We start from the raw sequence: 24,263 nt of genomic DNA on the forward strand, positions 1-24,263 counted from the left end.
CCTCGGGGGGCAGGTCGACGACGATCAGGCCGTCGATCCCCGCCTCGACCGCATCGGTCAGGAACTGGGTCACGCCGCCCTTTCGGGCATAGATCGGGTTGTAATAGCCCATCAGCACGATGGGCGTCGTGGTGTCGTCGCGCCGGAATTCGCGCACGATGTCCAGCGTGCGGCTGACGCTGCCGCCCTGGGCCAGGGCGCGCTGACCTGCCGCCTGGATCGTGCTGCCATCGGCCATCGGGTCGGTGAAGGGCATGCCCAGTTCGATGATGTCCACCCCCGCGTCGGGCAGGCCGCGCATGATCTGCAGCGCGGTCGCATCGTCGGGGTCGGATGCCATCATGTAGGCCACGAAGGCCTTCTTGCCCTGGGCCTTGAGCGCTGCAAACCTGTCGTCGATTCTGGTCATGTCCGTCCCTGCATTCTTTGGCACAATCCCTAGCGCGCATGGGGGGTGGGTGCAATCTCCGGGCGCGGGTCGGGCGCGGGCCGGGCCAAGGCTGGACTTGGCCGCGCGGGGCGCGTAACAGGCGCGGGATATTCAGACGGGAAAGGGTGCTGTCATGGGCTTTCGCATGGGGATCGTGGGCTTTGGCATCTCGACCCCCGAGGCCGCCGAGGCGATCGCATCCGTCGCCGACGGCTGCGTCGTCGGCAGCGCCATCGTCAAGCAGATCGGCGAGGGGCGCCCCGTCCCGGAAATCCTGGCCTTCGTCCGCGACCTGGCCGCGGGGGCCCATCGCGGGTGAGCCTGGCCTTCGATCACGTGGCCATCGCCGCCCGCACCCTGGACGAAGGGGCCGCGTGGCTGGCCGGCCACGGCCTGACGCTGGAACCGGGCGGGCGCCATCCGGGCATGGGCACCCACAACCGCCTGATGTCGCTTGGGCCGGGGGAATACCTGGAACTGATCGCGCCCGATCCCGAGGCCGATGTCCGGCCCTGCTGGTTCGGGCTGGACGGGTTCGACGGCCCGCCGCGGGTGGCGGGCTGGGTGATGCGCGCGACGCCACTGCGCGCACCCGCCGGCACGCGCGTCGTGCAGGCGCGCCGCGGCGACCTGTCCTGGCAGATCACCCTGCCGCTGGCCAACCAGATGCCGCGCGACGGGGCGCAGCCCATGCTGATCGACTGGGGTGACGGGCCACACCCGTCCGACCGCCTGCCCGATCGCGGGGTGCGCCTGACGCGGCTGACCCTGCCGCTGGACCGGCTTGAGCTGGACGACCGCCGGCTGATGCTGACCGGGGCGGGTACGCCCCTGACCGCGACCCTGGCAACCCCGGACGGAGAGGTGACGCTGTGATCCTGCGCGACGCGACCGCCGCCGATGTGCCCGCCATCGCGGCCATCTGGAACCCCATCGTCCGCGACACCGCCATCACCTTCTGGNCCGATGAGCGCAGCCATGACCAGATCGCGGCCCTGATCGCAGAGCGGCAGGCGGCCGGACAGGCCTTCATCGTGGCGGCCGATGGTGCCCGTCTTCTGGGCTTTTCCACCTATTCCCAGTTTCGCGGCGGTGCGGGCTATGCGCGCAGCATGGAACACACGATCCACGCGGCTCCGGATGCGCGGGGACGCGGGGTCGGCCGGGCCATGCTGACCGCCGTTCAAGACCACGCCCGCCAGCGCGGCCACCGCATCCTGATCGGCGGGATCACCGGGTCGAACGACGGCTCGATCGCCTTCCACCGGGCCATGGGCTATGCCGAATGGGGCCGCATCCCGGTGGCGGGATGGAAATTCGGGCAGTTTCACGACCTTGTGCTGATGGGGCGCGATCTTTCGGCCTAGCATGCCGCCACGGCGGCAATGCGCCCCTATCGCTTGGCCGGTTTCGGCGCTAACCTTGGGGCATGGATTGCTGCACCACCCCCGAGACTTGCACGGGCCCCTGCCCTGACCTGCCAAGGCCCCGCAGCTTCTGGCAGCGGATGGCCGACCGCATCACCGTGTTCCTGTGGACGAATCGTCCGGCGACGCCGCCGGAACGGTCGGTCGCCTTCACCATTGCGGTGATCGCGCTTGGGGCGAAGCTGGCCAAGGTCGACGGCACCGTCGAACGCTCCGAGGTCGCGGCCTTTCGTCGGGTGTTCATCATCCCCCGGTCCGAGGAAAAGAACGCCGCCCGCGTCTTCGATCTGGCCCGCAAGGACGTGGCCGGCTTCGATGCCTGGGCGCGCAAGATGGCGTCGATGTTCCAGCCTGGCGACCCGGTCCTTCTGGACGTGATGGAGGGTCTGTTCGTCATCGCCGTGGCCGACGGTGCGCTGCAGCCCGCCGAGATCGCGTTTCTGGACGAGGTCGGTCGCATCTTCGGGCTGGCGCCCGCGCAGATCGCCGCGATCCGGCGGCGGCATGACAAGGGCGCCGGCTGCCCGCCCTGCGAGGTTCTGGGCGTCGCACCCGACACCCCCCTGCCCGAGGTCAAGCGCCGCTGGCGCCAGCTGCTGCGCGAGAACCACCCTGACCACGCCATCGGTCGCGGCCTGCCCCCCGAAGCCATCCGTCTGGCCGAGGCTCGCACCCGTCGCCTCAACGAGGCCTGGGACAGCTATCGCAACCTCTATCGCGGCAATCTGCAGGCCGGGGCCGCCTGAACCTTGCGCGGCGGGCGGGCACTGCCCATCTTTGGCCCATGACACGCATCCTGACCCCCGCCGCCCTGTGCCTTGCCCTGCTGTCCGCCCCCGCCTTTGCGCAAGAGGCGCCGGAGGAACCGGGGTTCCTGGAACGCGGCCTGGGCGCGATCATGGGGCAGTTGTGGGGCGAGGAGGAGCCCGGCGTCACGTCGCCCCTGGCCCAGGACCTGGCCGGCGCTCTGCGCCAGATGGGCCCCGTCCTGCAGGATCTGGCGGCGCAGGTCGATGACATCCGCAACTATCAGGCGCCGGAACGCCTGCCCAACGGCGACATCCTGATCCGACGCCGTGAGGACGCGCCCGCGCCGCCCCCCTTGGGCGACACGCTGCGCCCGGACGAAGACCCCGCCCCGGACCAGCCGCAGATCGCGCTTTAGCGGTTCGCATCGGCGATCAGCGCGCGGTGGTCGCGGGCCTTGGCCACGACCTCCTCGAACCGGGTGATGCCCTTGGCCTCCAGTGCGGAGATCAGCGTTAGATAGGCCTGCGCGGTGGCGATGGTGTCGCCCATCGCGGTGTGCCGGGCCTCGGGCGGGATGGCGATGCCAAGACGCTCGGTCAGCGCATCCAGTGTATGGACCTCTGACTGACCCCAGACCATCGCCGACAGCAGCACCGTGTCCAGCACCCGGTTGTCGAACCGCGTGCCGGTCTGCGCCTCGGCGCGCCGCAGAAAGCCCATGTCGAAGGGCGCGTTATGCGCGATCAGCACGCTGTCGTCGCAGAAATGCCGGAATGCCGTCAGCGCCGCGGTCAGATCCGGGGCGTCGGCCACCATTGCGTCGGTGATGTGATGGATCGCGGTCGAGGCCGGGGGAATGGGACAGCCGGGGTTCACCAGCGTCTCGAACCGTTCCCCGGTCAGGCGGCCGCGCGCCAGGCGCAGACCGGCGATCTGGACGATCCGGTCGCGATCGGTCAGTCCCGTGGTTTCGGTGTCGAAGACCACGCAGGTCAGGTCCGCCAGCCGCGACGACGCTGCCCCCCGCGTCGCCAAGGCGAAATCATAGGTCACCCCCGACCCGTCCGCGACGCCCTGCGCCAAGGCCAGCGGCATGACCAGCCGCGCCCTTGCGCCGTCCGTTTCCGGCCAGATGCCGGTGCCGTGGCGGGCCAATATCTCGGCCCCCGTCACATCGGGCTGGCCGGGATCGGGGGCGGCGGTCAGCCAACCCTCCAGCAGGTCGATAGGCAACGGCGACCCGCGCCAATCCAGCACCAGCCGCATCTGGTCGTCAGGGTCCGGCCGGACCGACAGCACCGGGGTGTGCCCCAAGGCGCGCAGCCGGGCATCCAGCAGCAGCAGCAGCGCGTTCAGGCTGGCCGCCTCTGCACGGAACGCCAGCGGCGGCAGATCCGCCGCCTCCAGCCCCGCGGCCAGTTCCGTCAGCGCAGCCACCGTGCCGGGCGCATCGCTGGCCATGATCCTGGACAGGCTGCGTGTGGCGTTGGCCAAGCCCTGTCCTTCGGCGCGGATCGCCTGAGCCAACGCGGGCGGGATCGGCCCGTCCAGCGCGTCCAGCATCGGAACCAAGGTCGACGCATGGCGGCGCAGCGCCTCCAGCATGTCGCGGGGTGCGGGGCGCTGGACCGCGCCATCGCGCAGGATCAGCAGCAGCCCGTCGTCGATCGCGCGCAACCGACCCGACAGGCGGACACCACCGACCGTCAGGCAGACCAGGTCCGTCGCGGCGGCACCCGCGGCCAGCCGCATCTTTGCCGCCCGCAACGCGCCCGATGTCAAAAGCGTGTCCAGCGCCCGGTCCAACGCCAGTCCCGGCAGCAGCCGCGCCGCGCTGGCGTTATAGAACACCACCCGCCCCCGTGCGTCGGCCATGACCGCGCCCGCGCCGAAATCGGCCAGGATCGCCTCCAGGCTGGCCTTTTCGCGCAGGGTTTCGGCGGCGTGATCCTGCAGCGCCTGCGCCAGCGCCTGGTCGGACCGTTCGCGCGCCAGGGCCGCGTCCCGGGCGGCCGGGCCCAGATCGGCAAGGTGACGGGCCTGCGCCAGGTCGGGAACGCGCCCGGTCCGCAACGCCCCGGCCAGCGATTCCAGCGGCCGCGCCAGGTGCCGGTCGAACAGGAACCACAGCGCGGTCATCAGCCCCAAAAGGCCAATGCCCGCGATCATTGCGGCCTGGATCACCGCATCCTGCCCGCCCTGCACCACGCGCCACAGCGCCAACCCCGCCAGGACCAGCGCCGTGACCAGCGCGGCCAGGAACAGCATCAGGATGCGCCGGCGCATCAGGACAGCAGGCGGGCCATCTCGGCCCGCAACTCGGCCAGTTCGAAGGGCTTTGCGATAAAGCCGTCGGCGCCAAGCGCCAGCCCCTTGCGCCGCTCGACCACGGAACCGCGCGCGGTCATCATCAGCACCCGCACCCCCGCCAGGTCGGGATCGGCGCGCACGTCCTGGACGATCTGATACCCCGATACCTCGGGCAGCATCACGTCCAGCAGGACCAGGTCCGGCCGCGTCTGGCGGATGCGGTCCACGGCGCCGCGTCCGGTGGCGATGCGGTCATGGCGATGGCCGTCGCGGGTCAGCAGGAAATCCAGCGCGGTGGCGATATTGTCCTCATCCTCGATGACCAGGATGTCAGCCATTGGTCCCTCCGTCCGGGCAGACGGTGGCAAAGGCCGCATCATCGCCCGCGGGCATCCAGTCGGCGCGTCCCGGACGGATCCGCGCGCCCGCGCAATCGAAGTCCTGCGGCACGATCACGGTCTGGCCGCGGCGTTCCACCAGAATGATCGGCGCACGGAGCGTGCCGTCCGCGCCCTGCGTGATCTGCGCGGGGTCCAGCGCGGCAAACCGCGTCTCGACCGGGAACAGATAGGTCCAGGGCGCCCAGGGCTGGCTGTCATGCCCCACGACCAGCACCTGCGAACCGGCAGGCAGGCTGGCCTGCGCGCGGTCAAACCACGCATAGTCGTTCCACACCGAATAAGCGACCATCGACAGCCCGATGCCCGCCGGCAGCAGCCAGGCGGCGGGCGACAGGCCCAGCTTGCGCGCCAGATGCATCCCGGCATACAGCACCGCCGCCGCCCCGACCGCCGCGGCGATCACCCCGATCAGATCGCTTCCGATCCCTGTCATCCCAGCATCCCCTTGCCATGTCCCACCGCCGACTGCATCCCGCGCACGACGACGAAGGCGTCGCGCAGGTGGCTGCGTTCGAAATCCGACAGATCCGCCGGTGAGAGGTAATTGTCGGGCCTGCGCCCCGCCCTGACCAGATGCGCCTGATTCTCAAGCCGCACGGTCTGGATCATGTCGTAGGCGGCGATCAGGTCGCGCCCGCCCGTGGCCGAGATCACGCCCCGCGCCTCGGCCTCCTCCAGCCGGGCACGTGTGTTGACCGCGCCGATGCGCCCCTGCAGGGCATAGACCCGCGCTAGGTCGGTCACGGGGACCACGCCGTTGTGCTTCATGTCGATATGGTGGCGATGCTCTCCGGACCGGATTGTGGCAAAGCCGCCGATCAGGCCAAGCGGAGGCCGATGTTTCAGTGAATTTCCAACCATATGCGCGATGAAAATCGAATTCTTCGAGGCCGCGTCCAGGGTCCCGTCCTGCAGGTCGCTCAGCAACGTGACGTCGCCGCCGATGGCGCGCAGGTCGAACATGACCGAGGCCAGCATCTGCGCCTCGGGGCTGGGATGGGTGATCCAGTCGCGGAAATAGCCCTGCCAGATGTCCAACGGCTGACACCAGCGCGGGTTGGTCGCCATCATGTCGCCCGGGCAATGCACATAGCCGCAGGCATGCAGCCCGTCGCTGACCCGCCGCGCCAAGGCGGTGAACCACGGATCCTTCGGATTGGCGCGGGATGCCAGGATCAGGCAGTTGTCCTGATCGCTGGCGCCGGTCTGTTCCTGGCGGCCCTGGCTGCCGCAGGCGGCCCAGCACCAGGCGGCGGGCGCAGGCCCAAGGTCGGCGGCCGTCAGGTCCAGCAGGCGGCGCGTGACCGCGTCGGCGATGTCGGTGATCATGCGAGTGATGATCTCGTGCCGCTGGCGGGCCTGAACCAGCTGCGTCAGCAGTTCGGGAATGCGGGCCGTGATGGCGGCCATCTGTGCGGTGTCGCGCGCCTTGGCGACCTGCCGGATCAGCCCCGCGGCGGAAATCGCCTGAACTCGCGTCAGGTCGGTCTGGCTGATCATGCCGACGAAACGGCCGTCATCGACCACCGGCAGATGCCCGATGCGCCGTTCCAGCATGATGTTCAGCACGTCATAGCCCAAGGCCGTGGGGTCCAAGGTCACAGGGTCGGGCGTCATGACGGCGCTGACCGGCTGACGCATGTCACGCCCTTCGGCCACCACGCGGTTCGACATGTCGCGGATAGTAACCAGCCCGATCAGGCGGCCGCCCTGGGTGATGCCCAGGCTGCTGACGCGGGCGTCGCGCATCTGGCGGGCGGCCTCGATGATCGGGGTCTCGGGGGTGCAGCTGACGGGTTTGCCCGACAGCAGTTCCCCCACCTTGAGCCGGGCCAGGTCGCCTCCGCGGTCGGAGGGCCCCCTTCCCCGGTCGAAGAACCGGGCGACCGCGCGATGGTCGGCGATCAGGCGCATCACCTCTGCCCGGGGCAACATCAGGATCACCGCCGGCTGGTCCATGACCCGCGCCGACGTGACTGCCACCCCGTCGCGCAGCAGGCCGCGTTCGCCGAAGGAATTGCGCGGCCCCAGTTGGGATACGCTGTCGCCGTTGCGGTCGGTGACCGCGACCTGGCCGCTTTCGATCAGGTACAGGCCCGGCAGGCGGTCTCCGAACTGGTAGATCAGGTCGCCGGGAGCGAATGTCCTGCGGCTGAAGGAGGTGGCGACGCGCGCCAGCTCGTCCCGCTTCAGGCTGTCATAGGGATGCACGGTGGCGATGAAATCGACAATGCTGTCGGGCATCCGGGGTGACCTTGTGGGAAGGAGGGTGCCGCGCCCCCGGTCGGGGACGCGGCAGGGTGATCAGTGCGCGACGGCACCGCCCGCACCGCGCGGGACACGGATCGATTCGACCAGTTCCTGCACATGGGCGGGGGGACGCTTGCTGACGGCCGAGACGCCGAAGGCGACCGCAAAGTTGATCACCGCGCCCACGGTGCCGAAGGAGGCCGGCGAGATGCCGAACAGCCAGGCGTCGGGCGTATCGGGGAACATGTTGGTGCCCGCGATGAAGAACCAGCCCTTGTAGGCGAAGATGTAGAGGATCGTGGACAGCATGCCCGCGATCATGCCGGCGATCGCGCCTTCCTTGCCGACACGCTTGGAGAAGATCCCCATCATCAGCACCGGGAAGATCGAGCTGGCGGCAAGGCCGAAGGCCAGTGCCACGGTCTGGGCCGCAAAGCCCGGCGGGTTCAGGCCCAGCAGGGTCGCGACCAGGATCGACAGCGCCATCGAGACGCGCGCGGCCATCAGTTCGCCCTTTTCGCTGATGTTCGGGCGCAGCGTGCCCTTAATCAGGTCGTGGGACACGGCGCCCGAGATCGCCAGCAGCAGACCCGCCGCGGTCGACAGGGCAGCGGCCAGGCCGCCGGCGGCGACGATGGCGATGACCCAGCCCGGCAGGTTGGCGATTTCGGGGTTGGCCAGCACCATGATGTCGTTGTTCACGGTGGTCAGCTCGTTCCCGACCCAGTTCTGCTCGACCGCGGGGGCGCCCGGCAGGGCGGCATGGGTCTCGGCCAGGCGGGCGTCATAGGCGGCCTGGGCTGCGTCGATCGCCGCCTGGTCGCCGCAGGTGCGGGCCGCGGCCAGCGCGGTCGCCTGTGCGGCGGCACCGTCGTTGTAGTACTGGATCAGGCCGTCGCCGTTCTTGTCCTCCCAGTTCAGCAGTCCCGTGGTCTGCCAATTGCGCATCCAGGCCAGGTCCTCGCTGGTCTCGATGTCGGCCAGCGACACGGCGGGCTGGCTGAAGGTCTCGCCCTGCGCGGCGCCTGGCCACATGGTCGCGGTCAGGTTGAAGCGCGCCATCGAACCCACCGCCGGAGCGACGGTATAGAGCAGCGCGATGAAGACCAGCGCCCAGCCTGCCGACTTGCGGGCATCGGACACCTTGGGCACGGTGAAGAAGCGGATGATCACGTGCGGCAGACCCGCGGTGCCGATCATCAGCGCCATCGTGAACAGGACCATGTCCAGGGTCGAGTTGTGGTGTTCGGTATAGGCGCGGAAGCCCAGGTCGGTCACTAGACCGTCCAGCTGCGCCAGGAACGCCACGCCCGATCCCTCATGCGTGCCGAACAGGCCCAGGGGCGGCAGGAAATTGCCCGTCAGCTGCAGCGAGATGAACACCGCCGGGATCGTGTAGGCGATGATCAGGACGACATACTGCGCGACCTGTGTGTAGGTGATGCCCTTCATGCCGCCAAGAACGGCATAGCAGAACACCAGCGCCGCGCCGATCCACAGGCCGGTCGCGTTCGACACCTCGAGATAGCGCGAGAAGGTGACGCCCACGCCGGTCATCTGGCCGATCACGTAGGTAATCGAGACGATCAGCAGGCAGATCACGCCGATGATCCGCGCGGTGCGCGAATAGAAGCGGTCGCCGATGAATTCCGGCACGGTGAACTTGCCGAACTTGCGCAGATAGGGCGCCAGCAGCAGGGCCAGCAGCACGTAACCGCCCGTCCAGCCCATCAGGTAGGTCGAGTTGTCATAGCCCGTGAAGGCGATCAGGCCCGCCATCGAGATGAAGGACGCGGCCGACATCCAGTCGGCGGCCGTCGCCATGCCGTTCATGACCGGTCCGACGCCGCGGTTGGCGGCATAGAATTCGGCCGTGGATTTCGCCCGGCAATAGATGGCGATGCCGATATACAGCGCGAACGAGGCGCAGATGACCAGCAGGTTCAGGGTGAATTGGCTCATGGCTGGGTCCTCACTCGTCCACGCCGTGTTCGGCGTCCAGGCGGTTCATGCGCCAGGTGTAGAAGAAGATCAGCGCGATGAAGCACAGGATCGACCCCTGTTGCGCGAACCAGAATCCCAGATCCGTTCCGCCCACCGAAATGCCCGACAGCAGCGGCCGCAGGATGATGCCGAAGCCGTAGGACACCAGCGCCCAGATCGCGAGGCAAACGTAGATGATGCGTAGATTGGCCTGCCAATAGGCATTCGAGGATTGTCTGTCACTCATGTCCCTAGGTCCCTCCCTGTTCAGACATGTCTGTCACTCCGCCCTAGTGTTCTTCCAAGCCCGTCCCCGGCGATGGGCGCGGGCAGGTTTGCGGGGGCGCCAAGGCCCCCGGCCGGTCGTCAGCCGCGGTTCATGCGGTTGGCGATCAGATCGTCCACGACCTCGGGTTCGGCCAGGGTCGAGGTGTCGCCCAGGGTGCCGTGGTCGTTTTCCGCGATCTTGCGCAGGATGCGGCGCATGATCTTGCCGGACCGCGTCTTGGGCAGGCCCGGCGCCCACTGGATCAGGTCCGGCTTGGCAATCGGGCCGATCTCGGTGCGGACCCATTTCTCCAGGTCGGCGCGCAGCTCCTCCGAGGGGTCCACGCCGTTCATCAGCGTGACATAGGCATAGATGCCCTGCCCCTTCATGGGGTGAGGATAGCCCACGACCGCGGCCTCGGCGACCTTCTCATGGGCGACCAGAGCGGATTCGACCTCGGCCGTGCCCATGCGGTGGCCGCTGACGTTGATGACGTCATCGACGCGGCCGGTGATCCAGTAATAGCCGTCCTGGTCCCGGCGGCAGCCGTCGCCGGTGAAGTAATAGCCGGGATACTGCTGGAAATACGCCTCTTCGAAGCGGGCGTGATCGCCCCACAGGGTCCGCATCTGGCCGGGCCAGCTGTCGCCGATGCACAGCACGCCCTCGGCCGGGTCGCCCTGCTGCACCTCGGCCGAGGCCGCGTCCAGGATCACCGGGACCACGCCGAAGAACGGCACCGTGGCCGATCCGGGCTTTGTCTCGATCGCACCGGGCAGCGGCGTGATCAGGTGGCCACCGGTCTCGGTCTGCCACCAGGTGTCGACGATGGGGCAGCGGCCCTTGCCGACATGTTCGTTGTACCAATTCCAGGCCTCGGGGTTGATCGGCTCTCCGACGGTGCCCAGGATGCGCAGCGACGACAGATCATGCGCCTCGACCGGCTCGGGCCCCTTGGCCATCAGCGCGCGGATGGCGGTCGGCGCAGTATAGAACTGGGTGACCTTGTGCTTGGCGCAGACCTGCCAGAAGCGTCCGGCGTCGGGCCAGGTCGGGACACCCTCGAACATCACGGTCGTGGCACCGTTGGCCAGCGGGCCATAGACGATATAGCTGTGGCCGGTGACCCAGCCCACATCCGCCGTGCACCAGAAGACGTCGCCATCCTTATAGTCGAACGTGTACTGATGCGTCATCGCCGCATAGACCAGATAGCCGCCGGTCGTATGCACGACGCCCTTCGGCTTGCCGGTCGATCCCGACGTATACAGGATGAACAGCGGATCCTCGGCGCCCATGGGGCGGGGCGGACAGTCGGGGGCGACCTGCTCCATCTGCGCCTTGACGTCGATGTCGCGCCCCTCGACCCAGGTGGTCTGGTCGCCGGTATGCTTGACCACAAGGCAGCGCACCTTGTCCGAACAATGCAGCAGCGCCGCGTCGGCGTTCGATTTCAGGTTCGTGCGCCGGCCGCCACGCGGCGCGGTGTCGGCGGTAACCAGAACCTTGGCGCCGCTGTCGTTGATCCGGTTGGCCAGCGCATCGGGCGAAAAGCCCGCGAAGACGATCGAATGGATCGCCCCGATGCGCGCGCAGGCCAGCATCGCATAGGCGGCCTCGGGGATCATCGGCAGATAGATCACCACGCGGTCGCCGCGCATCACGCCCTGGCTCAGCAGGACGTTGGCGAACCGGTTCACCTTTTCGGACAGCTGGGCATAGGTGATGTGCTGGGCGGGCGTCTGCGGATCGTCGGGTTCGAAGATGATCGCGGTCTGGTTGGCACGGGTCGGCAGGTGGCGGTCGATGCAGTTGACCGAGGCGTTCAGGACCCCGTCCTCGAACCACTTGATGCTGACCTGCCCCAGGGTGAAGTCGGTGTTCTTGACCTTGGTATAGGGCGTCATCCAGTCCAGCCGCTGCCCCTCGCGGGACCAGAAGCCCTGCGGGTCGCGGATCGATTCGTCATACAGCCGCGCATAGTCCTCGGGGCCGGCATGAGCGTCCTCCAGGCCGGCCGGAATGGCGTGTTTGCGAATGTTTTCAGCGGTCATGACTTTCCCCCTCGTCGTCGCCATGCTGCAGCCCGGCCGCGACGACCCCTATCAGGGTGTGGGCGCAACGCTGCGTCGCCACCATGTTAATCACAGATGAGGGAACAAGTTAACTTGTTTTTTATAAACGGAAATTTTGTAAATTAATTGACTTGAGGATCACCGATCCTGTCAATGCTTCACAAACGTGCAGAGTCTTCGGCAACCGTGACGCTGCCGTGCAGTCCCGCCCGCAGCACCGGCCGCGCATGGACCGCCACGACCCGGGTTCCGCGGCGTGCCAGCCGGTCGCACAGGTCGCGGATCATCTGGGCGCCGCTTCGGTCGATCAGCGTGACCTGTGACATGTCCAGAAGCAGCAGGCGGGGATGCGCGTCGATCCGGGCCAGCGCCCCCTCGATCCGCGCGACAGAGCCAAAGAAGACCGGCCCGGACAGATGGATCACCATCCGGTCCGCTGGGCCATCGGGGTCGGCTGCGGGGGCATGGGCGGTCCCCTCGCGCGACATCCGCGCGATGAACAGCATCCCGGTCAGCGCCATGCCGACCAGGATGCCGGTCGTCAGATCGTGCAGGATAACGCCCAGGAAGGTCGCGACCATCNCCCCCGCCTCGGGCCGGTCGATGCGGGTCAGGCTGATCATCGCGTGCCATTCGATCATCTTCCAAGCGACGACCATCAGAAGCCCCGCCAGGCCGGCCAGGGGAATGGCCCCGACCAGCGGCGCCGCGACGATCAGGAAGGCCAGCAGCAGCGCGGCGTGGATCATCCCCGATGCCGGGCCGCGACTTCCGGCCTTCACGTTGGTCGCCGTCCGGGCGATGGTGCCGGTGACGCAAAAGCCGCCGAACAGGCCCGCCCCGATATTGGCAAGCCCCTGCCCGATCAGCTCGTCATCGGGACGCATGCGGGTGCCGGCCATCTGGTCGGCGACCATCGCCGACAGAAGCGACTCGATCGCCCCCAGCAAGGTGAAGCCCACCGCGAAGGGCAGCGCCGCCTGAACGGACGCCCAGTCCAGCGTGGGCAGCATCGGCATCGGCAGACCGGCCGGCAGCGCGCCGAAGCGATCAAAGACCGATGGCGCGTCCAGCACCTGTGCGGCAAGGGTGGCGGCGACGATCCCCAGCAGCAGCGCCGGCAGGCGGGGCGCCAGGCGCTGTGCGATCACGATCACCGCGACCGCGGTCAGTGCGACGCCGATAACCTGCGGATCAGCCGTGGCACGTGCCTGCCACAGGGCGGACAGCTTGGGCAGTAGCGCGGCAGGTTCGGGCACGGACAGCGTCAGGCCCAACAGGTCGCGCAGCTGGCTTGCGGCGATGATCACCGCAATCCCGGCAGTGAACCCCAAGATCACCGGATAGGGCACCAGCCGGATCGTGCCGCCAAGACGCAGCAGGCCCAGCACCGCCAGCATGGCACCGGACAGCATCGTGGCCAGGATCAGGCCGTCGATGCCGATCGCCGCGACGCAGCCCGCGACCAGCACGATGAACGCGCCCGCCGGGCCGCCGATCTGGTGGCGTGACCCGCCCATGGCGCTGACCAGGAACCCGCCCACGATGGCCGTGACCAGCCCGCGGTCGGGACCGACGCCACTGGCGATGGCGATCGCCAGAGACAGCGGCAGCGCCACGATGGCGACCGTAAGTCCTGCCTGCAGGTCCTTGAGATCGAATGAAAGATCCAGAAAGGCGGGGCGATAGCCCATGGATCCTCCGCACATGGCCYTGGGCCGAGGTTGCCCCCGGCCCAAGGCGCCTGTCAACAGCATGATCGTGCTATTGCGGGCGATCCATCCGCGCATAGATGCAGACCCGGCCGCGCAGGGGCTGCGACCAGGTCAGCCGGATCTGGCGCTTTGACGTGCCCGAATCCGGCACGACCGTCGGGGTCGCATCGACACGGGCGCCGCTGGTCGACTGCAGCGCGACCTCGGTCACGACGGACTGGACGGAACGCGCCCAGCCCTGGAATGGCAGGCCGGTCAGCACCGGCGTGGTCCAGGTCGCCGTGGCGGTGTTCTGGGTCAGCTGGATCATCAGCGGGTTCGACACATAGGTGTTGATGCCGTTGAAGGTGTTGGCCTCGAACTGCAGGTTGCGCATGCTGTTGTAGTTCAGGTCGGCGATCGAGGTGTCGACCCGGTCGATCCGCTCCACGTTGCCATAAAGCGCCTTGAAGACATTCCCCACGACGTTCAGCCCCTGGATGAAATGCCCCGAGCCATAGGGCTTGACGGTGATCCAGGTGAACCACGCAACGGTGTTCGAACACAGGAAGGTGTTGCCCGTCAGGGTCAGGCCGCCAAAGCTGAACTCGGACCCGGTGAAGTTCGGGATGGCGCTGTGTTCGTTGGTCCATTCGATCGAGGCGTTGTCGATGTAGTTGCCCGACACCGTCGTCTGCACGTTGGGCTGGGTCAGCACCAGGCCCGCATAGCGCAGCCCCTGCCCCGACCCGTCGCCCTGGAACCAGTGGTTGCCGCTGATGATGTGGCCGCCGCCGTTCGCCACCATGAAATGCGCGAACCGCACGAAGCGGTTGTTGCGGATCTTGATGTCGTTGGCGTTCACGTTGATCGCGACCGTGGTGCGCTGTTGCGCCGGCAGGTCGAGGTCGTTCGAGATGAACTGGCAGTTGTCGACCAGCAGGTCTTGGCAGCCGCGCCCGATCGAGGTGATCGCCCGGTCCATCGGACGGGTGAAGTAGCAATCGGCGAACTGGATCATCTCTCCCTGCTGGGGCAGCATCACGCCACTGGAGATGCGGTCGCAGCCGAAATCGACCTTGGAGAAGTTCAGGCGGCTCAGTTCGCGCACGCCCGAAAAGTCGAACAGATAGCGATAGCGTTCAAAACTGTACTGCCGCGTTCCCGCGCCGCCATAAAGCGGCTGCGACAGGGTCAGCGTGCCTTGGGCGACGTTCTTGGCGTTCACATAGACCTCGCGGCCGACGCCGCTGCCGATGATGCGGCTGCCGACCTCGATGGCCGCGACATTGGCGACGTTGCTCAGCAGATAGGGCTGGGCCGGGTTGTACGTGCCGGGGCTGGTCGCGCGGCCGGTCTGCCATGCGGGGCCGGGCATTGCCTGGATCGAGCCGTTCTGGATCACCCGGCGGTTCGCGAAGCCCTCCAGCGTGGGCGCCAGTTCGGCCAGCATCAGCGGTTCGTCCAGGTCCACGCGGCGCCCGCCAAGGTCCAGAGAGATATGATCGGTATAGCCCAGCAGCGCCTGAAGCGCCTTCTTCATGCCAAGCGTTTCGTCGCCGAAGGCATCCGCATAGGTCGGAAAATCAAAGCTGCGCAGCAGCGACACGCGTGTCGAGGGCGGGGTGATGAGGCGGCCCTTGAAACGGATGCGGCTGTTGATCGACAGGTCGCCCGAAATGAAGAACGTCCCTGCGGGCACCACGATCGATCCGCCCGCCGCCGCCTGGTCCGCCGCCAGGAACGCGGCCCGGTCGTTCGTTACGCCATCGCCGACCGCGCCGAAATCGCGCACGTCCACCCAGTCCAGCAGCGACGGCACGAACGCCGCGGTGATGTCGTCGATACGGATCGATTCGACCCGGAACGCCCCGCCATTGGCGCCCACCAGGTCCAGACCGAAATGCCCATAGACCGCGCGCGTGCCCCACGGCAGATCGACGCCCGGCCGGTTGCCGACGCCGACGATGGCGCTGACCTCGACCACCTCGCCGTAGTTGCGCAGCGCGACAGTCGTCCCCGTGGTCACCAGGCCCGCGACCGCGTTGCGCGACCCGTCGCCCGCCCAGCCCGCGATGCGAACGCTGGCCAGCGGGCCGGCGACGATCTTGACCCGCGCCGACACGCGCAGATAGACGCCGGGGATCATCGGCGTCTCTCCCATGAAGCGCAGGCTGGTCGTGGTCTGCTGCTTGACGACCTCGAAGCAGGGACCGAAATCCTGGTCGGCGGGAACGATGCCGGCATTGCCCGCATCGGCCCAGGTAGGACTGCCCGATGTGCCGTCGCTGCGCGACCAGACGCCCAAGCCCGCCCTGAAGGCGGGTGGGGTCAGCAAAAGCCCGTTGGTGATCGCTATGTTCATCGGCTATCCCTTCCGTATCGGCATGGCGGGNGGGTCCGGGAAGCCCCGCCGTGATGCGGACAGAAATAGTTGATGAAAGGTTAACGGGGCCTGAACGCAGCGTGCGCCGCAACGGCCCCGTCCGCAACGTCAGCCGTGGTTCATGACCAGCTTGCCGTCAAGCGCGTCCCGGATCAGGTCACGGGTCTCATCCACGCCGTAAAGCGCGATGAAGCCGCCGAACCGGGGCCCCTGGTCCGCGCCCAGCAGCACCTGGTACAGGGCCGCGAACCAGTCGCGCAGCGGCTCGAACCCGTGCTCCTTGCCGACGGCGAAGACCATCGACTGCAGCGTCTCGGGGTCGGCGGGCTGGTCCCATGCGGCCAGGCGATCGGCCAGGTCCTGCATCGCGGTACGCTCGACTTCGGTGGGTTCGCGGAACTGGCGCGAGGGGGCCACGAAATCGGTGAAATAGCGCAGCGCAAAGCCCGCAGCCTGATCCAGACCGGGATGCGTCTCGGGGCTGGCCTCGGGGGCATAGCGGCGGATGAACCCCCACAGTCCCTCCTTGTCGGCGGCGCCCGCGACGGATGCCAGGTTCAGCAGCATCTGGAACGGGATCGCCATGTCGGACGCGGGCACGTTGCCGCCGTGGATGTGCCAGACAGGGTTCGCCAGCTGCTGTTCGGGGGTCTGGTCGGGAAAGGCACGGAGCTGCTGGTGGTATTCGTCCACCGCCTTGGGGATCACGTCCAGATGCATCCGCTTGGCCGTCTTGGGCTTGAGATACATGAAATAGGACAGACTTTCCGTGGACGCATAGGTCAGCCAGTCGTCGATCGACAGGCCGTTGCCCTTGGATTTGCTGATCTTCTGGCCGTCCTGGTCCAGGAACAGCTCATAGGTGAAATGCTCGGGCTTTTTGCCGCCCAGGATCTCGCAGATGCGGTCATAGATCGGCGTGTTGGTGCTGTGATCCTTGCCATACATCTCGAAGTCGACGTCCAGCGCGGCCCAACGTGCACCGAAATCTGGCTTCCACTGCAGCTTCACATTGCCGCCGGTGACCGGCAGGGTGATCTCCTCGCCGTCCTCTTCGAAGGTGATGGTCCCTGCCTTGGCGTCGACATGCTTGATCGGCACATACAGCACGCGGCCCGTCTTGGGGCTGATCGGCAGGAAGCAGGAATAGGTCTGCTGACGCTCTTCGCGCAGGGATGCCAGCATCACCGCCATGATGTCGTCATAGCGTTCGGCGGCGCGCAGCAGCACCGCATCGAACTGGCCGGACTTGTAGAACTCAGTCGCGCTGACGAATTCGTAGTCGAACCCGAACGTGTCCAGAAAGCGGCGCAGCATGGCGTTGTTGTGACCGCCAAAGCTGTCGTATTCGCCGAACGGATCGGGGACCGAGGTCAGGGGAAGCTGCAGGTGCTCCTTCAGCATCTCCTGGTCGGGGACGTTCTCGGGGACCTTGCGCATGCCGTCCAGATCGTCCGAGAAACAGATCAGCCGCGTCGGGATGTCGCTGATCTCCTGAAAGGCGCGGCGGATCATCGTCGTGCGCGCGACCTCTCCGAAGGTGCCGATATGGGGCAGGCCCGAGGGGCCATAGCCCGTCTCGAACAGGACATAGCCCTTTTCGGGGGGCTGCTTCTCGTACCGTTTGAGCACCCGGCGCGCTTCTTCGAACGGCCAGGCCTTCGATTGCATCGCGGCGTCGCGCAGGGTGGTCATGGTCGGATCTCCTGTTGAGGTCCGGAACGCTTATTGAAAGCGCCGCAGATCGTCAATAATTTGCACCCGAACGAAGCGGAGTGTGCCATGACCATCGACCTGCCTTCCCTGTCCCCCTGCGATGCGCTTGTCGCGGTGATGGTGGCGGTGTCCTGCTCGGACAGCACCATCCGCACATCCGAACTGGTGGCGATCCAGCGGATGGTCGACCATGCGCCGGTCTTTGCGGCCTATGACGACGACCGCATCCGGCCGATCAGCCAGACCGTGATGACGCTGTTCGACGAAGAGGATGGCGTGGACGCGCTGTTCGGCCTGATCCGCGACGCGCTGCCCGAGAAGCTCTATGAGACGGCCTATGCGCTTGCCTGCGATGTGGGCGCGGCCGACGGCCGCCTGTACGAGGGCGAGGTCATGATGCTGGCCGAGATCCGCGACCAGTTGAACATCAGCCGCCTGCACGCCGCGGCGATCGAGCTGTCGGCCCGCGTGCGCCACATGACCGTCTAGGCCAGACGACCCGCGAAACTGTTCAGCAGATCGGCCTGCAGCGCCTTGGCCTGCCGTGTCCAGGCGCTGACACCTGCGGGCAGCTCCTCTCCGATGGTGGCCCGGCGACGCACGGCATCGGCGCAGAAGATGGTGAACACGCCTTCGGTTCCCGACGTCCCGGTGACGTATCCGGCCAGGTTCGACACAAAGTTCAGCGTCCCGGTCTTGGCCGCGACCGGCGCGTTGACCGGGTGGTCGTCATCGGCCAGCGGATTGCGTCGCATCAGGCGCGACAACAGCAGATCGCGCCCCGGCCCCGCCAGCACGCGCGTCATCGCATAGGGGCTGATCCGGCTGGCATCCGACAGGCCCGAATGATCGGAAAGTCGCATCCCCTGCCCCAGCCCGTCCAGCCAGCCGCGCATCGCCTGTCCCGACTGCACCAGATCGGGAGCACCGCTGGCATGCAGTCCAAGCGCCTCGGCCGTCAGGTTCGTGGAATATTCCAGCATGTCGCGGACCAGCGCCTCGACCGGGGGGCTGTCATGATGCGCGATGTCCTGGCCCGCTGGCAGGCGGTCGATCACGTCGGGCGCGGGCAGGACCAGCCCGCGGGCGCGGCACAGCGTCTGAAACACATCCGCCGCATAAAGTTCGGGCAGACGCACCGGCAGCCACCGGCTGCCCGTTCGGCCCATCGCGGCGCGCGACACCGTCCAATATTCGCGTTCCAGATCGTGGCGATAGGTAAACAGATCGGACTGGTCGCCCGGCATCGCGGTGACGGTATAGGCGCGGGGGGAATTGTCGGCCGCCCGCGCCTCGACACTGATCTGATGATCGACGCCCACGCGGGTCCAGCCCAGATGGACGCGGTTGAAGTTCAGCATCAGCCCCGAGATGGCGGGGTTGTAAGGCAGATGATCGTCCTGTTCGGGGGCGATTTCGGCGATGCCGGGCAAGGCGCCGCCCCAGACCGCAAAGTGCGCGGGGCTTGGGGTCTTCAGCCCGACAAGATCGTCGGCCAGACGCGCCAGGTCATCGGTGGTCAGCACAGGGTCGCCGCCGCCCGCCAGGATCAGCGTGTCCCCTGCCCTGATCACCCGCGTGCGGAACCGATGGGCCGGGCCAAGCCGGTCCAGTGCATAAAGCGCGGTGATCGCCTTCATCGTGCTGGCCGGCGCCAGCAGCGCCCCCGCCTGGCGCAGGGCCAGCGGTTCGGTCCCGTCGGTCAGCGCAAAGGCCACCCGCCCGGGCAGGCCGGACCGCGTGACAAGATCGCCGGGTTCCGGAAGCGGTCGCGGCCGGGGGCGCAGGTCCAGCCCCTGAGCAGATAGGGCACTGGGGGCCAGGGTAGCGGCCGCCATCATGGTCAGCATCCGGCGTCGGTTCAGCGTCATCGCAGCCCTTTCCGCAGTTCGGTGGAGGACAGGCCCGACATCGGCAGGTTCAAAAGCACCCAGGCCGGCGGCCTTGCCTGCGCCAGCAAAGCAGCCCGCGCTTCCGGCAGGCGCGCGCGGCGCAGGATGGTGGCCGCAACGGCATGACGCGCCGCCAGCCGCGATCCGGGCCGGGCCATCACGGCGATCGGCACCTGGTCGGCGATCGCGCGCCAGCGGTCCCAATGGTGAAACTGCACCATGTTGTCGGACCCCATCAGCCAGACGAACCGCACCCCCGGATAAAGCCGCGCAAGCGCGTGCAGGGTATACGCCGTCTTGCGCAGGCCAAGCTTGGCCTCGATGTCGGTGACAAGGATTCGGGGATCGCGGGCGGTGGCACGGGCGGCGGCCATGCGCGTCGCCAACGGCGCGGGGCCGTGCGCCTTGAGCGGGTTTCCGGGAGAGACCAGCCACCAGACCCGGTCAAGACCCAGCCTGCGCAGGGCGACCTGGCTGATCAGCAGGTGCCCCTGATGGGCCGGATCGAAGGACCCGCCCAGAATGCCGATGCGCTGGCCTGGCCGCGCGAGGGGAAAGCCCGTTCGCATCCGGCCCGATTAGCGCAAGGCGGCGCCCGCGCCAAGCACGCGGACCGCAAAAAGGGGGTGCCGGACCCACGGCCCGGCACCCCTTGGCGTCATTTCACGGTGATGCGGCCATCGACATAGGGGGCATAGCCCTCCTGACGCGCGCCCAGATAATCCGCCACCACTTCGGCCAGATCGGGTCCGAAATCATAGGCGTTCTGGCCGCCCGTCGCGAAGATCTCGTACCCGTCGCCGCCCCCGCGCATGTAGTTGTTGGTGGCAACGCCATAGGTCGCAACAGGATCAATGGGCACCCATTCGCCATCCTGCTGGACCATCACCTCGCTGATGCGCGCGCCCGGTTCAGCAGCAGGATCGACGGTGTATTTCAGTCCCGCCACCTGCGCGAAACGGCCTGCGGCCTCCTCGTACTGGCTAGCGCCGTTCTCCAGTGCGGCGACGACATCGGCACCAGTCAGCTGAAAGGTTGCCAAGACGTTCTGGAACGGCAGGACGGTATACACCTCGCCCATCGTCACCTCGCCCTCGTCGATCGACGCGCGCAGTCCGCCACCGTTCTGGATGGCGATGGTGACGCCCTGATCCGCTACGCGGTCCAGCATGGCGTCGGCCACAAGATTGCCCATCTCGCATTCCCGCGCACGACAGACGTTCCGGTCGCCGTTGATCGGCGCCGAGGTGCTGGCCACCACCTCCTCGCGCAGCGCGGCGATGGGTTCGGCCATCTCGGCCACGCGGGCGGCGATCGCCTCGTCCTCGGGAACCGAGGTGTCCAGCAGAATGGGCTCGCCCTCGACCGACGTCAGAACGCCCGCATCATCGAAGGTCAGCGTCAGATGGCCCAGATACTTGCCATAGGCATAAACCTGCGCCACAGGCACCTGCGCGCCGTCAGCCCCGTCGACCATGGTGGGATAGGCCGCCGTCGCGCCTTCCATGTCACCCAGCAGGGTGTGAGAATGGCCACCGATAACCGCATCGATCCCCGGCACCTCGGCTGCCAGTTCCAGATCGCGCAGATAGCCGACATGGGTCAGGGCGATGACCTTGTCGACGCCCTGATCGGCCAGTTCCGCCGCTGCCGCAGCAAGGCTGTCGGCGTCATCCTGAAAGATGACATTAGGCCCGGGCGACGCCGTTTCAGGCGTGTCCATGGCCAGGGCCGAGACGATGCCGATCTTGTGGTCGCCGACCTCCAGGATGGTGTGCTTAGCGACCTTGTCGGCCAGCACGTTCGACTGGGAAACGTCGATGTTGCTGGACAGGACCGGAAAGTCGACGCCGTCGGTCAGTACCGCCAGACCCTCGGGGCCATCGTCGAACTCATGGTTTCCGACCGCCATCGCGTCATAGCCAATGGCATTCATGAACTCGACCACCTCGGTGCCCTTGTAGGTCGTGTAGAACAGCGATCCCTGGTACTGATCGCCTGCATCCAGCACGATGACGTTCCCGCCCTCGGCCGTGATCCGGTCGCGCAGTTCCTTGATCTTGGTGGCGATGCGGGCCATCCCGCCAAAGCATTCGCCCGCGGCGGTCTGTTCCGCATCGCATGTGCTGTCGCGGTCGCTGATCGGCTCGATCCGGCTGTGGACGTCATTCGTGTGAAGAATGTGCAGAACGGTTTCGGCCTGCGCGGTTCCTGCGAACAGCGCGATGGCGGATGCGGCGGCAAGAAGGCGTCGTGTCATCCCTGATTCCCTATGTGGCCCTGTTGGTTGGCCCCGGCAGCTTGGCGCAGCCGACGGGTCGGGTCAAACCTTCAGGTCCCTGGGCAGCATGGAGGCCGATGACGTCTTGACCCGCAGCCCCGGGCGGAGGCAAATGCCGCCATGCAGATCTTCAAGGTATTTCGCGCGGCCGAATGGGCCCAGATGCAGCAGGACGGCCGCACCCTCGGGGCGCCCGTCGATCTGGCCGACGGCTATATCCACTTCTCGACGGCCCAGCAGCTGTCGGTGACATTGTCCAAGCATTTTGCGAATGAGGACGGGCTGATCCTGCTGTCATGCGATCCGGACGCCCTGGCGCCCGATCTGCGGTGGGAGCCGTCGCGCGGCGGGGCGCTGTTCCCGCATCTGTACCGGGCATTGACGCTGGCGGATGTGCAATGGTCGCGACCCATTGGCCTGACCGACGCGGGTCACGACACGGGGATCGCGCCATGAGCGTGGTCGAAAAGCTGGGACTTGCCGCGCTGCACCGTATCGACCCCGAACGGGCGCACGACCTGTCGATCGCGGCGCTGGCACGCGGTGTGGTGCCGCTGCACGGTCGAGCGGTGACATCCGACAGGTTGCAGGTGTCTCTGGCAGGAATGACGCTGCCCAACCCGATTGGCCTTGCCGCGGGATACGACAAGAACGCGCGCGTCATTGCCCCCCTGATGCGGTCCGGCTTTGGCTTTCTGGAGGTCGGGGCCGCCACACCGCGCCCGCAACCGGGCAATCCCAAACCGCGCCTGTTCCGACTGACGGAACAACGGGCCATCATCAACCGGTTCGGCTTCAACAACGAAGGTGCGGACGTGATCGGCCGGCGCCTGGCGGCGCGTCCCGCGGGCGTGCCGGTCGGTTTGAACCTGGGCGCCAACAAGGACAGCACGGACCGGGCCGAGGACTTTGCCCAGGTCCTGCGCGTCGCGGGACAATCAGCGGATTTCGTGACCGTCAACGTCTCCTCGCCGAACACGGAACGCCTGCGCGACCTGCAGGGGGCAGAGGCACTGGCTGCTTTGCTGGACCGGGTTCTGACAGCACGTGACGGCCTGGCGAAGCGCGTGCCGGTTTTCGTCAAGATCGCCCCGGATCTGACCGACACTGAAATCGCGCAGGTCGCGTCGGTCGCCATGAATGCCAAGCTGGACGGCATCATCGCCACGAACACGACGCTGTCGCGTGACGGCATTACCGGTCCGCATGCCGGACAGGCTGGCGGGCTTTCCGGCCGACCCCTGTTCGCCCGGTCTACCCGCGTCCTTGCCCTGCTGTATCGCGAAACGAAAGGCGCTGTGCCGCTTGTCGGCGTCGGTGGTATCACCAGCGTGGACGATGTGTGGGAGAAGCTGCGAGCCGGCGCCACGGCGGTGCAGATCTATTCGGCCATGATCTATCAGGGACTGTCGATTGCGCCTCGCCTGGCAGAGGCGCTGGACGACCGGCTGACCCGCCAGCGCATCACCCTCGACGATTTAAGAGGCAGTGCCAGCGCCGACTGACCCTAGCTGTAGTCGCCGGCGCCCAGCAGCTGGTTCATGCTGTGCGATGGTTCGGGGCAACCTGCGTCGCCAATGACGCGGGCGGGAACGCCCGCGACCGTCTTGCAGGACGGGACCTCGTGCAGCACGACCGATCCGGCCGCGATCCGCGAATGGTGCCCGACGCGGATGTTGCCCAGAACCTTGGCGCCCGCGCCGATCAGCACACCGTCGCCGATCTTGGGATGACGGTCGCCATCCTCCTTGCCGGTCCCTCCAAGCGTCACGGAATGCAGCATCGACACGTCGTTGCCGACGGTCGCCGTCTCACCGATGACGATGGAATGGGCGTGATCCATCATGATGCCCGTGCCGATGCGCGCCGCGGGATGGATGTCCACCCCAAAGCATTCCGAGCACCGCATCTGGACGAAGTACGACAGATCCTTGCGATCCTGCTGCCACAGCCAATGCGCCATCCGATAGGCCTGAAGCGCCTGGAACCCCTTGAAGAACAGCAGCGGCTGGATCAGCCGATGCGTCGCCGGATCCCGGTCATAGACCGCCATCAGGTCGGCCCGCGCGGCGTCCCCCAGTTCAGGGGCATTGGCATAGGCATGATCGGCGATCTCGCGCAGGATCTGTTCGCTCATCTCGCCCGATGCCAGCTTCAGCGACAGCCGATAGGCCAGTGCTGCCTCAAGGCTCTTGTGATGCAAAAGCCCCGCATGGATCAGCGCACCCAACAGCGGCTCGGCGGCGGCTGCCGCCCGCCCCTCGTCGCGCAGCTGCGCCCAGATCGCATCACGGTCCAGGGACAGCGGTGTCTTTTCGGTATGCAGCATGTTCATCTTGGGCCCGCCCGGTCTGTCTAACCTCCTACATAGGACAGAATGCGGTCCGGGAAAAGACGGGC

Annotated in this window: 22 protein-coding genes and 1 pseudogene; 8 read left to right on the plus strand and 15 right to left on the minus strand. The window is 67.3% G+C overall.

The genetic code is table 11. From position 1 onward, the window contains the following. On the minus strand, nucleotides 1-409 hold a 409-nt coding region (gene trpA / locus GBO37_RS20490), incomplete at its 3' end, for a tryptophan synthase subunit alpha (protein WP_252930626.1). Nucleotides 410-581: 172 nt separating this feature from the next. Between trpA and GBO37_RS20495 the strand changes: the two are divergent. The 5 genes and pseudogenes from GBO37_RS20495 to GBO37_RS20515 all read left to right on the plus strand — a co-directional run. Further along, nucleotides 582-749: pseudogene (locus GBO37_RS20495) on the plus strand (tryptophan synthase subunit alpha); the annotation flags it as partial. Further along, nucleotides 746-1,306: a VOC family protein gene (locus GBO37_RS20500; protein ID WP_252930627.1), complete on the plus strand. Its 561-nt coding sequence runs from the start codon at nucleotides 746-748 to the stop codon at nucleotides 1,304-1,306. The pseudogene GBO37_RS20495 and the gene GBO37_RS20500, both read left to right, overlap by 4 nt. Then, a complete protein-coding gene (locus tag GBO37_RS20505; RefSeq protein ID WP_252930628.1) occupies nucleotides 1,303-1,797 on the plus strand; it encodes a GNAT family N-acetyltransferase in 495 nt (164 codons plus the stop codon). Before GBO37_RS20500 ends, GBO37_RS20505 begins: the two co-directional genes overlap by 4 nt. A gap of 140 nt (nucleotides 1,798-1,937) precedes the next feature. Then, complete coding sequence (locus GBO37_RS20510; RefSeq protein WP_045999326.1) at nucleotides 1,938-2,603, plus strand: molecular chaperone DjiA; 666 nt, start codon at nucleotides 1,938-1,940, stop codon at nucleotides 2,601-2,603. Nucleotides 2,604-2,641: 38 nt separating this feature from the next. Continuing rightward, on the plus strand, nucleotides 2,642-3,022 hold the full coding sequence (locus tag GBO37_RS20515; protein ID WP_252930629.1) for an AAA+ family ATPase: 381 nt from the start codon (nucleotides 2,642-2,644) through the stop codon (nucleotides 3,020-3,022). Here the strand turns inward: GBO37_RS20515 and GBO37_RS20520 are convergent. The 10 genes from GBO37_RS20520 to GBO37_RS20565 all read right to left on the minus strand — a co-directional run bounded on the left by GBO37_RS20520 (nucleotide 3,019) and on the right by GBO37_RS20565 (nucleotide 17,669). Then, complete coding sequence (locus tag GBO37_RS20520; protein WP_252930630.1) at nucleotides 3,019-4,893, minus strand: exonuclease domain-containing protein; 1,875 nt, start codon at nucleotides 4,891-4,893, stop codon at nucleotides 3,019-3,021. The genes GBO37_RS20515 and GBO37_RS20520 overlap by 4 nt on opposite strands. Continuing rightward, a complete protein-coding gene (locus GBO37_RS20525; protein ID WP_042244394.1) occupies nucleotides 4,893-5,255 on the minus strand; it encodes a response regulator transcription factor in 363 nt (120 codons plus the stop codon). Before GBO37_RS20525 ends, GBO37_RS20520 begins: the two co-directional genes overlap by 1 nt. Then, the gene (locus GBO37_RS20530; RefSeq protein WP_252930631.1) at nucleotides 5,248-5,751 is read right to left on the minus strand and encodes a hypothetical protein; all 504 of its coding nucleotides are present in this window, start codon (nucleotides 5,749-5,751) and stop codon (nucleotides 5,248-5,250) included. Before GBO37_RS20530 ends, GBO37_RS20525 begins: the two co-directional genes overlap by 8 nt. Further along, complete coding sequence (locus GBO37_RS20535; RefSeq protein ID WP_252930632.1) at nucleotides 5,748-7,562, minus strand: DUF294 nucleotidyltransferase-like domain-containing protein; 1,815 nt, start codon at nucleotides 7,560-7,562, stop codon at nucleotides 5,748-5,750. The genes GBO37_RS20530 and GBO37_RS20535 overlap by 4 nt, the downstream gene beginning before the upstream one ends. A gap of 60 nt (nucleotides 7,563-7,622) precedes the next feature. Beyond that, on the minus strand, nucleotides 7,623-9,530 hold the full coding sequence (locus GBO37_RS20540) for a sodium:solute symporter family protein (protein WP_252930633.1): 1,908 nt from the start codon (nucleotides 9,528-9,530) through the stop codon (nucleotides 7,623-7,625). Nucleotides 9,531-9,540: 10 nt separating this feature from the next. After that, the gene (locus GBO37_RS20545; RefSeq protein ID WP_148911726.1) at nucleotides 9,541-9,798 is read right to left on the minus strand and encodes a DUF4212 domain-containing protein; all 258 of its coding nucleotides are present in this window, start codon (nucleotides 9,796-9,798) and stop codon (nucleotides 9,541-9,543) included. 119 nt (nucleotides 9,799-9,917) lie between these two features. Further along, nucleotides 9,918-11,873, minus strand: coding sequence for an acetate--CoA ligase (gene acs / locus GBO37_RS20550; RefSeq protein ID WP_252930634.1), 1,956 nt, complete (start codon nucleotides 11,871-11,873; stop codon nucleotides 9,918-9,920). 179 nt (nucleotides 11,874-12,052) lie between these two features. After that, a complete protein-coding gene (locus GBO37_RS20555) occupies nucleotides 12,053-13,588 on the minus strand; it encodes a SulP family inorganic anion transporter (RefSeq protein ID WP_252930635.1) in 1,536 nt (511 codons plus the stop codon). Between the two features lie 70 nt (nucleotides 13,589-13,658). Further along, a complete protein-coding gene (locus GBO37_RS20560) occupies nucleotides 13,659-15,953 on the minus strand; it encodes a glycoside hydrolase family 55 protein (protein ID WP_252930636.1) in 2,295 nt (764 codons plus the stop codon). A 129-nt stretch (nucleotides 15,954-16,082) separates the two neighbouring features. Next, on the minus strand, nucleotides 16,083-17,669 hold the full coding sequence (locus tag GBO37_RS20565) for a lysine--tRNA ligase (protein WP_252930637.1): 1,587 nt from the start codon (nucleotides 17,667-17,669) through the stop codon (nucleotides 16,083-16,085). A gap of 87 nt (nucleotides 17,670-17,756) precedes the next feature. Here GBO37_RS20565 and GBO37_RS20570 point away from each other — a divergent pair, with 87 nt between their 5' ends. Continuing rightward, on the plus strand, nucleotides 17,757-18,179 hold the full coding sequence (locus GBO37_RS20570) for a tellurite resistance TerB family protein (protein ID WP_045999336.1): 423 nt from the start codon (nucleotides 17,757-17,759) through the stop codon (nucleotides 18,177-18,179). On the opposite strand, the gene GBO37_RS20575 is transcribed toward GBO37_RS20570, so the two are convergent. The 3 genes from GBO37_RS20575 to GBO37_RS20585 form a co-directional block, all read right to left on the minus strand. Beyond that, complete coding sequence (locus GBO37_RS20575) at nucleotides 18,176-19,561, minus strand: D-alanyl-D-alanine carboxypeptidase (RefSeq protein ID WP_252930638.1); 1,386 nt, start codon at nucleotides 19,559-19,561, stop codon at nucleotides 18,176-18,178. The two genes, GBO37_RS20570 and GBO37_RS20575, sit on opposite strands and share 4 nt — an antisense overlap. Beyond that, nucleotides 19,558-20,151 (minus strand): nicotinate-nucleotide adenylyltransferase, encoded by a 594-nt coding sequence (locus GBO37_RS20580; protein WP_252930639.1) that lies wholly within the window; start codon nucleotides 20,149-20,151, stop codon nucleotides 19,558-19,560. The genes GBO37_RS20575 and GBO37_RS20580 overlap by 4 nt, the downstream gene beginning before the upstream one ends. An 89-nt stretch (nucleotides 20,152-20,240) precedes the next feature. Continuing rightward, nucleotides 20,241-21,842: a bifunctional UDP-sugar hydrolase/5'-nucleotidase gene (locus GBO37_RS20585; protein ID WP_252930640.1), complete on the minus strand. Its 1,602-nt coding sequence runs from the start codon at nucleotides 21,840-21,842 to the stop codon at nucleotides 20,241-20,243. Between the two features lie 141 nt (nucleotides 21,843-21,983). On the opposite strand from GBO37_RS20585, the gene GBO37_RS20590 reads away from it, so the two are divergent. Together GBO37_RS20590 and GBO37_RS20595 are read left to right on the plus strand one after the other, a co-directional pair. After that, a complete protein-coding gene (locus GBO37_RS20590; RefSeq protein ID WP_139597533.1) occupies nucleotides 21,984-22,319 on the plus strand; it encodes a DUF952 domain-containing protein in 336 nt (111 codons plus the stop codon). Beyond that, on the plus strand, nucleotides 22,316-23,368 hold the full coding sequence (locus GBO37_RS20595) for a quinone-dependent dihydroorotate dehydrogenase (protein WP_252930641.1): 1,053 nt from the start codon (nucleotides 22,316-22,318) through the stop codon (nucleotides 23,366-23,368). The genes GBO37_RS20590 and GBO37_RS20595 overlap by 4 nt, the downstream gene beginning before the upstream one ends. Nucleotides 23,369-23,370: 2 nt before the next feature. Here the strand turns inward: GBO37_RS20595 and cysE are convergent, their stop codons facing one another. Continuing rightward, nucleotides 23,371-24,198: a serine O-acetyltransferase gene (cysE, locus tag GBO37_RS20600; RefSeq protein ID WP_371927660.1), complete on the minus strand. Its 828-nt coding sequence runs from the start codon at nucleotides 24,196-24,198 to the stop codon at nucleotides 23,371-23,373. Nucleotides 24,199-24,263: the final 65 nt, after the last annotated feature.

This window comes from Paracoccus sp. 08, from assembly GCF_024105395.1.
GTDB lineage: Bacteria > Pseudomonadota > Alphaproteobacteria > Rhodobacterales > Rhodobacteraceae > Paracoccus > Paracoccus marcusii.

Excerpts from the sequence above, each read along its gene's own strand:
- GBO37_RS20580 (WP_252930639.1), bottom strand. The coding sequence starts at position 20,151 with ATGCGAACGGGCTTTCCCCTCGCGCGGCCAGGCCAGCGCATCGGCATT.
- GBO37_RS20540 (WP_252930633.1), bottom strand. The coding sequence starts at position 9,530 with ATGAGCCAATTCACCCTGAACCTGCTGGTCATCTGCGCCTCGTTCGCG.
- GBO37_RS20510 (WP_045999326.1), top strand. The coding sequence starts at position 1,938 with ATGGCCGACCGCATCACCGTGTTCCTGTGGACGAATCGTCCGGCGACG.
- cysE (WP_371927660.1), bottom strand. The coding sequence starts at position 24,198 with ATGAACATGCTGCATACCGAAAAGACACCGCTGTCCCTGGACCGTGAT.
- GBO37_RS20575 (WP_252930638.1), bottom strand. The coding sequence starts at position 19,561 with ATGACGCTGAACCGACGCCGGATGCTGACCATGATGGCGGCCGCTACC.
- GBO37_RS20545 (WP_148911726.1), bottom strand. The coding sequence starts at position 9,798 with ATGAGTGACAGACAATCCTCGAATGCCTATTGGCAGGCCAATCTACGC.
- GBO37_RS20560 (WP_252930636.1), bottom strand. The coding sequence starts at position 15,953 with ATGAACATAGCGATCACCAACGGGCTTTTGCTGACCCCACCCGCCTTC.
- GBO37_RS20515 (WP_252930629.1), top strand. The coding sequence starts at position 2,642 with ATGACACGCATCCTGACCCCCGCCGCCCTGTGCCTTGCCCTGCTGTCC.
- GBO37_RS20565 (WP_252930637.1), bottom strand. The coding sequence starts at position 17,669 with ATGACCACCCTGCGCGACGCCGCGATGCAATCGAAGGCCTGGCCGTTC.
- GBO37_RS20530 (WP_252930631.1), bottom strand. The coding sequence starts at position 5,751 with ATGACAGGGATCGGAAGCGATCTGATCGGGGTGATCGCCGCGGCGGTC.
- acs (WP_252930634.1), bottom strand. The coding sequence starts at position 11,873 with ATGACCGCTGAAAACATTCGCAAACACGCCATTCCGGCCGGCCTGGAG.
- GBO37_RS20585 (WP_252930640.1), bottom strand. The coding sequence starts at position 21,842 with ATGACACGACGCCTTCTTGCCGCCGCATCCGCCATCGCGCTGTTCGCA.
- GBO37_RS20520 (WP_252930630.1), bottom strand. The coding sequence starts at position 4,893 with ATGCGCCGGCGCATCCTGATGCTGTTCCTGGCCGCGCTGGTCACGGCG.
- GBO37_RS20535 (WP_252930632.1), bottom strand. The coding sequence starts at position 7,562 with ATGCCCGACAGCATTGTCGATTTCATCGCCACCGTGCATCCCTATGAC.
- GBO37_RS20595 (WP_252930641.1), top strand. The coding sequence starts at position 22,316 with ATGAGCGTGGTCGAAAAGCTGGGACTTGCCGCGCTGCACCGTATCGAC.
- GBO37_RS20525 (WP_042244394.1), bottom strand. The coding sequence starts at position 5,255 with ATGGCTGACATCCTGGTCATCGAGGATGAGGACAATATCGCCACCGCG.
- GBO37_RS20590 (WP_139597533.1), top strand. The coding sequence starts at position 21,984 with ATGCAGATCTTCAAGGTATTTCGCGCGGCCGAATGGGCCCAGATGCAG.
- GBO37_RS20570 (WP_045999336.1), top strand. The coding sequence starts at position 17,757 with ATGACCATCGACCTGCCTTCCCTGTCCCCCTGCGATGCGCTTGTCGCG.